The sequence below is a fragment of the Wolbachia endosymbiont (group A) of Sicus ferrugineus genome, assembly GCF_947251515.1.
GTDB lineage: Bacteria > Pseudomonadota > Alphaproteobacteria > Rickettsiales > Anaplasmataceae > Wolbachia.
Window position 1 is genome coordinate 824,007 of sequence record NZ_OX366370.1, and the last position, 12,228, is coordinate 836,234.

The 12,228-nt window shown below is 34.5% G+C and carries 10 protein-coding genes and 2 pseudogenes; 5 read left to right on the top strand and 7 right to left on the bottom strand.

Going from position 1 to position 12,228, the window contains the following annotated elements; all coding sequences use genetic code 11:
• Positions 1-52: 52 nt before the first annotated feature.
• A complete protein-coding gene (locus tag OPR24_RS04235; RefSeq protein WP_265032774.1) occupies positions 53-1,294 on the bottom strand; it encodes a hypothetical protein in 1,242 nt (413 codons plus the stop codon).
• Positions 1,295-1,405: 111 nt separating this feature from the next.
• A complete protein-coding gene (locus OPR24_RS04240; RefSeq protein WP_264328606.1) occupies positions 1,406-1,585 on the bottom strand; it encodes a hypothetical protein in 180 nt (59 codons plus the stop codon).
• On the opposite strand from OPR24_RS04240, the gene OPR24_RS04245 reads away from it, so the two are divergent.
• The 3 genes and pseudogenes from OPR24_RS04245 (at position 1,542) to OPR24_RS04255 (ending at position 5,478) form a co-directional block, all read left to right on the top strand.
• Positions 1,542-3,428 (top strand): heme lyase CcmF/NrfE family subunit, encoded by a 1,887-nt coding sequence (locus OPR24_RS04245; RefSeq protein WP_458694313.1) that lies wholly within the window; start codon positions 1,542-1,544, stop codon positions 3,426-3,428. The genes OPR24_RS04240 and OPR24_RS04245 overlap by 44 nt on opposite strands.
• A 207-nt stretch (positions 3,429-3,635) precedes the next feature.
• A complete protein-coding gene (locus tag OPR24_RS04250; RefSeq protein ID WP_265032776.1) occupies positions 3,636-4,415 on the top strand; it encodes a helix-turn-helix domain-containing protein in 780 nt (259 codons plus the stop codon).
• A gap of 51 nt (positions 4,416-4,466) precedes the next feature.
• Positions 4,467-5,478 (top strand): annotated as a pseudogene (locus tag OPR24_RS04255) (IS630 family transposase).
• 311 nt (positions 5,479-5,789) lie between these two features.
• Here OPR24_RS04255 and OPR24_RS06530 read toward each other — a convergent pair.
• A complete protein-coding gene (locus tag OPR24_RS06530; RefSeq protein WP_406833295.1) occupies positions 5,790-6,002 on the bottom strand; it encodes a DUF2905 domain-containing protein in 213 nt (70 codons plus the stop codon).
• Between the two features lie 121 nt (positions 6,003-6,123).
• Here OPR24_RS06530 and OPR24_RS04260 point away from each other — a divergent pair, with 121 nt between their 5' ends.
• On the top strand, positions 6,124-6,561 hold the full coding sequence (locus OPR24_RS04260; protein WP_265032777.1) for an Hsp20/alpha crystallin family protein: 438 nt from the start codon (positions 6,124-6,126) through the stop codon (positions 6,559-6,561).
• Between the two features lie 689 nt (positions 6,562-7,250).
• On the opposite strand, the gene OPR24_RS04265 is transcribed toward OPR24_RS04260, so the two are convergent.
• The 3 genes and pseudogenes from OPR24_RS04265 to OPR24_RS04275 all read right to left on the bottom strand — a co-directional run bounded on the left by OPR24_RS04265 (position 7,251) and on the right by OPR24_RS04275 (position 9,984).
• Entirely contained in the window at positions 7,251-8,207 is a 957-nt protein-coding gene (locus OPR24_RS04265; RefSeq protein WP_265032778.1) for a helix-turn-helix domain-containing protein, read from the bottom strand.
• 183 nt (positions 8,208-8,390) lie between these two features.
• Positions 8,391-9,402: pseudogene (locus tag OPR24_RS04270) on the bottom strand (IS630 family transposase).
• 51 nt (positions 9,403-9,453) lie between these two features.
• Entirely contained in the window at positions 9,454-9,984 is a 531-nt protein-coding gene (locus OPR24_RS04275; RefSeq protein ID WP_265032779.1) for a WD_0033/WD_0034 family tandem repeat-containing protein, read from the bottom strand.
• Between the two features lie 443 nt (positions 9,985-10,427).
• Between OPR24_RS04275 and nuoF the strand changes: the two genes are divergently transcribed.
• The gene (gene nuoF / locus OPR24_RS04280; RefSeq protein ID WP_265034000.1) at positions 10,428-11,681 is read left to right on the top strand and encodes an NADH-quinone oxidoreductase subunit NuoF; all 1,254 of its coding nucleotides are present in this window, start codon (positions 10,428-10,430) and stop codon (positions 11,679-11,681) included.
• Positions 11,682-11,709: 28 nt separating this feature from the next.
• On the opposite strand, the gene infC is transcribed toward nuoF, so the two are convergent.
• A complete protein-coding gene (gene infC, locus OPR24_RS04285; RefSeq protein ID WP_265032780.1) occupies positions 11,710-12,228 on the bottom strand; it encodes a translation initiation factor IF-3 in 519 nt (172 codons plus the stop codon).

Genomic DNA, 12,228 nt, shown 5'->3' on the forward strand with positions numbered 1-12,228 from the left:
AAACACAGACTAAGAGCTGTCTTGAATTAAAATTGTCCCAAAAATTTGGCTCTTATAACCGAGTTACTTCAGTTTTAACGTTAATATGAAAAACTCTTAGCTCTGTTGAAGGATTTTCCAGTTGAATATCTAGCTCATTCTGTATGTTCGATAAACAAATCAAAGCTGAGTCAAAATTTTCATCACACTGCTTTGCTTCATGCATACCATCGATTATTTCCTCTAATTCTTCCACATCATACATTTCTTGCGGCGCACTTTTTAATATCGCTTTTATTTGGCTTAAGTTTTGACAAATTTTCTCCTGATATCCAGCAATTCTCTCTTGATATATATCAATCATTTTTTGACATGCGTTGCCTCTAAATGGATGTTCTTTTTTCTCTTTTATATAAGAACTTTGAAAGTCTTTACAGTTAAGGATTGCTTCTCTATGTTTTTTTATGTCATTAATTGCGCTGACTATCGACTTATCTATTTTCTTCAAATTTTCTTCCCGTTCTTCTCTTTTAATTATACTTTTGGATTCATTTTTCATTTGGTTCATTTTGTCATACAGGTTTCTGCATTCTTTGTAAGATACCATTGGTTGTAATATTCCTTCTTCTACACCTTTATTGTAAAAATTTTTCAACTCATTACTTGATAGTATTGTTATAGCATCTTCCCTTTTGCCTTGTGATTTAGGATACTTTTTATTCAATGAACTAACATGATTTAACAAGAAATCTTTAACTAGCTCTTCCTTTTTAACTTCAGCTAATTTTTCTAGTGTTTCTATATATTTTAGAACTTCCGCAAAGAGCTGTCCACCAGATGGAGCAAATCCTTGAAGTGGTTTACTCTGAGCTTTATAAAAATCGGTTTGTAAAAAATCTTCAGCTTGTTTTTTTATTACTGAAAGTTCATTAAAGGCTTTTTCTGGATTGATTTTTCTCAAAATACTAATAGTTTTTCTAATCGCTTTTTCTCTCTTTTTATTATCTTGCTTTTCATTTAATATCAGATGTTCAGTTTTGATAAAAGCATTACCTTGATCACTCTTTGCAATGTTACAAACGATGTTTTTTACAACTTTTTCAGTTGCTGCATAATCTATTTCTTTTGCAAAGCAGTCAACAAATGATTGCCAAACTTTTTTATTAACAAGCTTACTTGTCTTATTTTCAAAATCTTCTCTACTTTTGAATCCTAAAATAGTATAGAGATTTTTTTCAACTATTGGTTCGGCATGTTGTTTTGCCACTTTACCTTTTATATTGAATGGAAATTTACTAATCTTAGTTGTACCCACAATGTTACCTCAATATTAACGCTATCTATAAAAGTATAAAGATTTAATATTTAATTTTTAATTAATGCCAGCATTACTAGCACAGCTAACTACGGGGGCATTATGCTAGCATCAATAGCAAGCGTCAATTAACACTTTAACTTCTAACTTGTCATCAGTAATATTGTTTATATAAAAACTATAATTTTTTATGCCTGAACTTGGGAATATATTGCTATTGGTAGCCTGCTTATTGTCTTTGACATATTTGTTTTTACCGCTTAGTTCTTGTCGGTTTATTACCACTGCCATATTTTTTTGTGTATCAACATCAATGGCTATTTTGATCTACTGCCACATTACAAATGATTTCTCACTCGAAAACGTATATTACCACTCACACACAACAAAACCTTTGATCTATAAGATTTGTGGAGTTTGGGGAAATAAAGAAGGGTCTATGTTGCTTTGGACATTAGTGCTTACCTTTTACCTATTTCTGATGGGTATTTTTACTGATAACGACAGTAAATTGAAGAAAGTATCCTTGATCACCCAAGGCTTGATTTGCTTTTGTTTTTTACTGTTCACTTTACTTGAATCCAGCCCCTTCACTAAAATGCCAAGCGTTGAAAAAGATGGATTGGGTTTTAATCCGATATTGCAAGATATAGGCCTTGCTATTCATCCACCGATATTATATTTGGGGTACCTTGGATTTAGCGTTCCTTTTTCGCTCTCTATAGCTGGATTAATTGCAAATACTGAAGGAAATGTTTGGGCTAAAATTGTCAGGCCTTGGGTACTTATTTCTTGGTCGCTGCTCACTTTGGGCATCAGCTTGGGTAGCTGGTGGGCATATCGCGAACTTGGGTGGGGTGGATTTTGGTTTTGGGATCCAGTGGAAAACGTTTCTTTGATGCCGTGGCTAACTGCAGTGGCGCTGACACATTTGTTGCTCGTTGTACGAAATTTCAATACTTTAAGGAATTTCGCTATTTTACTTACGCTTACAACTTTTATATTGAGTGTAACTGGAACATTTCTAGTCCGCTCAGGAATACTCACCTCAGTGCACACGTTTGCAGATGACTCAAGGTATGGACTATATATATTAGCTCTACTTGGTGTAATTACAGTCAGTAGCTTAGTAATATTTGTAGTGTTTACGAGAAAAAATCGCACATCTTTCCAGTGCTCGACATTGGAATCCAGAAAGAAATCTGCTACTCAAGTGACAGAGGGCAGAAGATTCTTTTCACGCCTTACGATGATGCTGATGAACAATTTATTATTCATCACTGCCTTTTTCATCGTGTTCGTTGGCACTTTATACCCTACAGTGCTTGAGTATTTAACCGGTGAATTAATTTCAGTTGGAGCACCATATTACAATTCTTTATTTAATCCTATTGCACTGGCTATTCTAGTGCTCACCATGATCGGGCAATACTGCCGTTGGCAGGGAAATAGTCTATTGCCAATATTCCGTGAATATAGATTTTCATTCTGCAGTGCTGCAGCTATTTTGCCGTTTATCTTTCACATGGAGCTAATAATTGTGCTATCAATTACTATCTCCATAGCATTATTAATCTTTGTTTTAGAAGCATACAGTAAAAGAATTCGTTTATTTAAGAGCGAATCAATTTTATTAGCAAGAAGAGTTTCTAAATCCTACTATACAATGATGCTTGCTCATGCTGGAGTGGCAATTCTAGTGCTTGGTATAGCTTATTCAGTTGGTTGGCAGGAGAAAAAAGAAAATTACTTAAAAATAGGGGATAGCATAACAGTCAATAAATTTAAAGTTACTTTGCAAAATATTGAGCTAATAAAAGAAAAAAATTTCCATGCAGTGAGAGGTACAATGGATATCAGGAATTTGCTGAATAACAAGATATTGGGTGAAGTAACTCCTGAATATAGATTTTACCTTGCGGAAGGTCAGAAAAATGTTGAAAGCAGTATCTACCACAATTTGCTTTCTGATATTTATGTTGTAATTGGAGAGATTGATAAGAGTAAGAGCAAAATTGCAGCTAAAGTGCACTATAAACCTGGAATGTCTATAATCTGGCTTGGATCCTTTCTCATCGCTTTTGGTTCGCTCCTTGCCGCTTTTCCTTCTAGTGGACGAATAAAGGTTGTCTAGCTGTGGGTTATCACGGTATTTAGGAAGGGTTATATTAAATCTCATTAAGAAAGAGAGGCATCTTATAAAAGCTCACAACAAAAATTTCATATAGTTATTACTATAGATAGCTATCTTATGAATATATGAAAAAAAAGTTATAAAAAATAATATACTATCATAAAACCTTATGGTAAAGCATATGTTTGTTTATATAAAGAAAGTAATATGAGCAACTCCAACGATAGCGATGACAAAAAGCACACTGACTCTATAAATTACAAAATAGGGCAAAAGATAAAATACTGGAGGTTAAAGCTAAAATATACTCAGGAGAATTTGGCAAATAAAATTGGAGTACCAAAACAGCAAATACTGAGACAAGAACAAGGGGTAGATGACATTTATCCACACGAACTCTATGCCATAGCAAAAGCGTTATCAGTTAATATCGGAGCTCTACTCCCTAAAAGTGAACATAGTTGTTGGGATAAAGATAGGATGAAAGTGTTGAAAAATCTTGTCGGAATACATGAAGAAATTGAAAATCATGGATTAGACGAGGCATTTTATTTACTAGCCAGGTCTATCCAGGTTAACGAAAAGAGTACTGTAAAAGCAACCAAAGTAGAATTGGCAAAGAGTCTAGCTAAAGCAGAAGTTTCTGTTGGTATTATCTCTCAAGCAACTGGCTTATCTGCTGACGAATATGATAACACAGAAGAAGAAATTCGTACTGATTCTGCGGATTACAAAGTTGGACAAAGGATAAAAGAGGTACGGTTAATACGAAGATATACTCAAGAGGATTTAGCAAATAAAATCGGGATATCACAACAGCAAATACAAAGGTATGAACAAGGGGTGAATCGTACTCTAACTGAGAAATTATATGCAATAGCTAAGGCATTGTCAGTGAAGGTAGAAGTTCTACTACCTGAGATAGAAGAAGGTTGTTGTGAAGGTGAGGATAGTAATACCAATTCCCACTATACAAAGAACGGATAAACAATAATGGGAAAAAAGCCATACTAAAGTAAGTGAAGTAGCGAGGTATAAATGGCATTAAGATCAAAATTATTGGATGAAAAAGTAGTAGAATCAGCAAAAGAAATGCTGAAGAAAGTAAGGAACAATGCATATGTTTCAAAAAAACTAAATGCTGTAATTGCGGCAAAAAAGCATAGTATAACGGCTGTAGCAAAAATATATTGAATTTCAAGAAGCGCACTAACTTCGTGGATAAAACTCTTGAAATTTGGCAGAGAAGAAAAACTGTTTGCTCCTCCATCACGCCGTAGAAAAACTAAATTAAATCAGGCTCAACTACAGCAAATTGAAGCATGTATAGAAGAAAATCCTAATATTACCATTAAAGAAATGAGAATAAGAATCCAGGAAAAGTTCGGATTAAATATCAGCAAATCTACAGTACACCGCCATATGCAAAAGATGAAATTTTCATATATTACACCAAGACCAGTACACAACGTACAAGATAAAAGTAAACAAGAGGAATTCAAAAAAAAATCTCAATGAAGTTATTGGCAAGTATCCAGAAAAAGAGCTATTTTTCTTTGATGAATCAAGGTTTGGCACACATTCGAAAGTTGGGCATGGATGGTTTAAAAAAGGCACTAGGACTCGGGTTAAAATAAAATTAGGTAGGCATAATTTTTATCTCTACAGTGCAGTTAATCCTAAAAATGGAGAGAGTTTTAGCTTATTTGCACTAAATGTTAACACTGATTGCATGAATGTATTTCTTGAGCAAATGTCGCAATATCTAGGGACAAGAGAAGCTGTTCTTGTTATGGACTGTGCTAGTTGGCATAAGTCAAAAAATTTAAAGGTAGCTAAAAATATTGAGATTATATACCTACCTCCATATTCACCTGAACTCAATCCTGTTGAGAGGCTTTGGTTATACATAAAACAGAACATTTTGCGCAATAAAATATACGATACAATTGCTCTGCTTTAGGGTGCTTTGTGCAAATTTATTACTTCTCTTGCCAGCTCCACAATTAAACAACTCTGCAATTTCTCCTATTTGACTGACCAACAATGAGAATTGGTATTAGATGAGGTACCGCCAATATCACTCAGTCAGTCAATGAACTCTTTACATTCTAGCGATAGTGATGTTGAAATAATCAGCAGATCACAATGTCGTTAATCTGACAGGAGTAGCAAGTTAAGCGGAAATGGCACAAGTGTGAAAGGAGGTAATGTTAGGTTAATGGTTTAAGAGATTTTCTAAAGAAATTATCTTGACGTTTATGTTTTTTCAAGCATGCCACTAGCTTTAAGGTTTTGTAGGCCAGTTGTTTGGTTAATAGAAACACTGCTTCAATTTAGTTAAAGTTCCTTGTATGCTCTCTAACGAAACCTATTAATTAGTAACATGATTAGACTTACTATACAACTTATCAAAAGTGAGGTAGTGATCGAAAAATAAAGTTTAAAATTACCTTTTTCAATATAGATATCGCCTGCTATACCAAGTTTTTGTATTAGAGAACAAAGAAGTCCTATTCCTGTAATGAGTAAACCAATTATACTAAAAAGCGTAGTATTAATTCTGTATTCAATTGTCGATTATCTAGAAAACCTTATCGATAACATACATGTATTTTAACTATAGTACAAAGTATTGAAATTAGTAAGTGAAATGACTATATAGGAAAGCATAAGAGTAATAAGGAGGTGTAACATGAGTAATCTAGTTCATTCAAATAAAAACGATAGTCTCAGCCTGAGAGGGCTGCAAAAAGCTGTTGATGACATGTTCAATAGCTTCTTTACGGGGTTTGGTCCGGAACTTAACAGAAAGGGTGTACCAGCTTGCGACTTTTATGAAACAAAAGAAAGCTATTGCCTGTCGTTAGATTTACCAGGTATCTCCAAAGAAAATATAGATATTAGCATATCTGGTGATAACTTAATAGTGAAGGGTGAAAAAACGTGTGATAATGAGTTGAAAGATAAGCAGTTTTACCATCGAGAAAGGTACTACGGCTCTTTCTATAGATCTATTCCGCTTCCAGTAAATGTAGAGCAAGATAAGGTATCTGCTAATTTTTCAGACGGAGTATTACATTTAACTATACCTAAGTCGGAAAAACATATTAAGAAAATTGATATAAAGTAACTGATAGAAAATAGCAGGTCTCTGGCTCGGGCTTGCTATTTTATCAAGGTGATCTTAAGGATGATATTATTAAGGTTAAAATATTTTTGTTGAGCAGTAATGCAGGTAAAAGATTGTAGAATATGATCTCAAAATTCTACTTTACGCCTTATAAATTGTTCCAGTTGTACGGAAATGGGGCTTTGCTTTGGAATGCTATAAAAGGTTTTGACGAAATGTCTACTAAAGAATTATGGTCCGTTTAAGTTGCTAATCTACAACAGGAATCACATGCTTTAGAAAAATTGTGCTTGCAATAGCTTTTATTCTTGCTATTTATCATACATAATATCTTTACAGGCTGGATGTTAATTGAAGATATTTTTAAGCCTGGGCAAGTTTTTAATAAGGCAGAAGTAAACGAAACAATCAAAAAAGCCAGAGAAGGGCAATGGTTTTAATGTGGTTAGCTAAGGGGCTTTTATTATGGCATCCGTTTATATAATGTTAGGCGTGCTCTTTATTGTTATTCTCGATAGTTCATTAAACTCTTAATAAACAGGGTGAAAAGCTCCGTAAGCTCAAGTTAAGGAGAAATGGCGGAAGTGTGGAGAAAGGTAATCTTTAATTAATGATTTAAGATCTCTTCTAAATAAGTTATCTTATTTTACTCTCTTGATGCTTATGCTCTTTCAAGCATACCACTAGCTTTAAGATCCTGTAGCCTGATGTACTACATTGATAGGAACACCTACCTCAAGTAGATTCTTTGCCACTTCTATTTCCCCTATTTTTTTACCCTTTTCTTTATCAATCTGTATTCTTTTAGATACTGACATAATTAATGAATAAAATTTATCACGTATTTCTTGATCATCAATTTTTTCATACTCTCTCACTAAATCTAGTACCCCATTTTCTCCCTCTCTATCCTCATTACTTCTTTCAATTTCAACATTGCCTTTTTCTATTAGTTCACTAATTTTCGGCAGTAGAGTTTGAGCGTGCGTTGATAATTCGTCTGCTATGTTACGTAGTTTTCCTATTGTCATGATATGGGTTCCTTGCTCATAGCGTCGTATTTGACCACCTGTTAAACCGACTTCATTTCCTAAATCCTCCTGAGAACGTCCTCTTGCTAGCCTCCAGTCTTTCATATTTTCCCCTGTTTTATAGGCTATAAAATTAACTATCTCTGTTTTATCATGTTTCTTAAGTTCATCTTTAGACAAGCCTGTTGTTTGGAGGATGACATCAACAGAAATACCCGCTTTAAGTAGATTCTTTGCTACTTTAATCTTTCCTGCTTCTCTACCCTCTTCTTCTCCCATCTGGATAGATTTATTTAATGCAGAGGCTATCTTACATAATTCCTGGTTCCTAAATTTTTTACATTCTCTAACTAGATTTAATGTTTTTTCTACCTCACCTTTCTCTGATGCCATCGATTCAGGCAGTAGTTTTGCCATATCAATCATTAGTTCCACTACTATCATACAGAATATAATGATTGAAATCGGATTTTCCCCTCGCTCATATCTGGACATTTGCTTCTCTAATACTCCGACTTTACTTCCTAGACCTGCCTGAGTATATCTTTTCTTTTCCCTCTCATGTTTTAATTTTTTCCCTACTTCGTAGTCTGTTAACTTTGTGTCAGTAGTCATGTCTCTTTAATATACCTTGAGACACATATATACTCTTTAATCTAAGATTCTATTAACTCTCCTACCTTACACTAGAAATAGGAGAAAAGAGGTTTCTGCTTTCTCTAAATATGTGCACCACGACTGATAAGGTACTCCTTCACGTCCTCTTTAATATCTTTATCTTGATATTCATACCAATTCTCATTGTTGGTCAGTCAAATAGGAGAAATTGCAGAGTTGTTTAATTGTGAAGCTGGCAAGAGAAGTAATAAATTTGCACAAAGCACCCTAAAGCAGAGCAATTGTATCGTATATTTTATTGCGCAAAATGTTCTGTTTTATATATAACCAAAGCCTCTCAACAAGATTTAGCTCAGGTGAATATGTAGGTAGGTATATAATGTCGATATTTTTAGGTACCTTTAAATTTTTTGACCTATGCCAACTAGCACAGTCCATAACGAGAAAAGCCTCTCGTGTTTCTAGATATTGCGACATCTGCTCAAGAAATATGTTCATGCAATCAGTGTTGACATTTGGTGCAAATAAGCTAGAACTCTCTCCATTTCTAGGATTAACCGCACTATAGAGATAGAAATTTTGCCTAACTAATTTTGTTTTAACCTGTGTTCTAATCCCCTTTTTAAACCACCCATGTCCAACCTTTGAATGTGTGCCAAACCTTGATTCATCAAAGAAAAATAGCTCTTTTTCTGGATACTTGCTAATAGCTCCATTGAGATTTTTTTTTGAATTCCTCTTGTTTGCTTTTATCTTGTCCATTATGAACTGGTCTGGGTGTAATATATGAGAATTTCATCTTTTGCATATAGCGGTGTACTGTAGATTTGCTGATATTTAATCCGAACTTTTCCTGGATTCTTATTCTCATTTCTTTAATGGTAATATTAGGATTTTCTTCTATCCACTCTTCAATTTGCCGTAGTTGATCCTGATTTAATTTAGTTTTTCTACGCCGTTGTGGAGGAGTAAACAGTTTTTCTTTTCTGCCAAATTTCAAGAGTTTTACCCACGAAGTTAGTGCGCTTCTTGAAATGCAATATATTTTTGCTACAGCCGCTATACTGTGCTTTTTTGCTGCAATTACAGCATTTAGTTTTTTTGAAACATATGCATTGTTCCTTACTTTCTTCAGCATTTCTTTTGCTGATTCTACTACTTTTTCATCCAATAATTTTAATCTTAATGCCATTTATACCTCGCTACTTCACTTACTTTAGTATGGCTTTTTTTCCATTATTGTCTATCCGTTCTTTGTATAGTGGGAATTGGTATAAGTCATTTCCTTGCCATTTGAATGTTTTATCGTTATTCTCTTTTTTAGAATATCTTTCAAAATACCATTTTCCTCAGAGATTTTTAACACTACTCTCATAATGTCATTGTCTCTACGTGATATAGCATCTGTAAGTATTGTATGAGTTTCTTCCCGACCATCCGAATGTTTTGTGGTCATTTCTTCATTCAGAACTTCCTTTAATAGTTTTTGTTTTTTGGCTTCTTCCAAAAGATCTTTTACAGCTTGATTATTCTTATGACTTATAGCATAATGTAGTAGTGACAATGTCTCCTCTCTACCCTGATATTTGTAAGCTATTTTCGCTAAAAGAATCGTGCTTGCGTTATAGCTGGATTTTTTAAATATTCCATTTCTGAACCTTCCAGCAATACCTTTCCCTTCCTCTATTTCTCTTGCTAGCTTTTGAATATTCTTTCCATCTTTATTTGTTAACTCATATATATCACATACTAATGTCAGTTTTGACGTTTTCATAATGTTTTTCCCCTATTAAGATTTATTGATTAGTGGTAGTAGTTGAAATAGCGCAGTTGCTCGCTCCATAGCTTCGGTATCTTCAATAAGCTATGTTTTATTGTTTAAAGTATCTTCGGCTTTGTTGCATATGAAGAAGCGTAGATGGCAAATTCGAAGATAGGCAGAATTTTAAGTTAAGCAAAGTAAGATTGAAGGAAGCTATAAAAATTAGAAAACTTGGTTGAAATTAGTAACAACAAAAAATCTTTTATTGACTCAATTCTATTTTATTCTACAAATTTGCTTTAATTTTTCTTGTAAGTTCTCAACTGGGTGTGTATCCTTACGTGAGTGAAGATTAATAAAACGCATTCTATATCGCTAATTTTGTCAAATTGACAAGTAAGCGTGAGAGGAGTTCTTTTTTAGTGTTACTCCTTCACTCACAAATTTTGAAAAACATGCTAAAAGAACAAGACAAAATATTCACCAACCTAAATGGTAAAGAAACTCCACTACTTAAGGGTGCAAAAAAACGTGGTAGCTGGCAAAAAACAAAGGAGTTACTAGATTTAGGATCAGAAAAGATCATTGATGAAGTAAAGAAATCTGGTTTGAGAGGTCGAGGGGGTGCAGGATTTTCCACCGGCCTTAAGTGGAGCTTTATGCCCAAAAATCTCCCAAAAGCATATTTAGTAGTCAATGCAGATGAGTCAGAACCTGGTACATGTAAAGATAGAGATATATTGCGATATGAGCCACATAAGTTACTTGAGGGAATTCTCCTAGCCGGCAAAGCGATCAGCGCATCAGTTGCGTATATTTATATCAGGGGTGAATTTTATAATGAATATTTAGTTCTAAAAAAAGCACTTGAGGAAGCCTATAAAGAAAACTTAATTGGAAAAAATGCCTGCAAATCAGGTTATGATCTTGATGTGTTTATCCATAGGGGTGCAGGAGCTTACATATGTGGGGAAGAAACAGCTCAACTCGAATCAATTGAAGGAAAAAAGGGCTTTCCTCGCATGAAACCTCCATTTCCCGCAGGTGTTGGACTTTTTGGCTGTCCAACCACAATAAACAACGTTGAAACTATAGCCATGGTTCCAGATATTCTAAATCGCGGAGGAGAATGGTTTGCATCTCTTGGTAAACCAAATAATACTGGTACTAAGATTTTTTGTATTTCAGGACATGTAAACAACCCGTGTAATGTTGAAGAAGAGCTCGGAATTCCACTACGTGAATTGATTGAAAAATACGCAGGTGGAGTGCAAGGGGGTTGGGATAATTTACTTGCTGTAATACCTGGTGGGTCTTCAGTGCCATTAATTCCAAAATCTATATGCGATACTATTGAAATGGATTTTGATTCATTAAGAACCGCACAATCAGGGCTTGGTACTGCTGCTGTAATAGTGATGGATAAATCAACTGATATAATAGCTGCAATAGAGAGGTTATCACACTTTTACATGCATGAGTCCTGTGGACAATGCACACCATGCCGTGAAGGTACTGGATGGATGTGGAGGATTATGAAGAGGATGGTGGCAGGAGATATTAAGCCTGATGAAATAGATAAGCTGCTTGACCTTACAACTCAAATAGAAGGACATACAATTTGCGCGCTTGGTGATGCTGCAGCTTGGCCGATTCAAGGATTAATAAGACATTTTCGCCATGTTATCAAAGAGAGAGCGATAGTTTAACTCTACTTATACTTCTTAAGCCGTTTTGCTACTTAGCAACCAGAGCTAAAAAATATTGATTCCCTTCCCTTTTAGGTGCCAATTCTACCTTTGCAATATCTTCAGTGTCTCTAATTAGCCGTTCTAATTTTTCCAGTCCGACTTCAGTGTTTATAAGCTCTCTGCCCTTAAATCTCATTGTAACTTTGATTTTATGTCCGTGGGCAAGTAAGTCTCTTGCTTGACGCAATTTTGTTTCGTAGTCATGATCACCAATATTAGGACCCAGTTTAATTTCTTTTATAGTTAATGTTTTTTGTTTCTTTTTTGCTTCACTTGCTTTCTTTTTTATATCATACTTTTGTTTGCTATAATCCAGAATTTTACATACTGGAGGGGTTGAATCAGGTGCAATTTCCACCAAGTCTAAACCAACACCCTGTGCAAATTCCAAAGCTCGTTCTATTGGCACGATTCCGACCATTTCACCACTATGATCAACTAAGCGTACCTCCTTAGCTGTGATGAATCCATTAATTCTGTTTTTATTGTTCTTTTTAACTTGCAA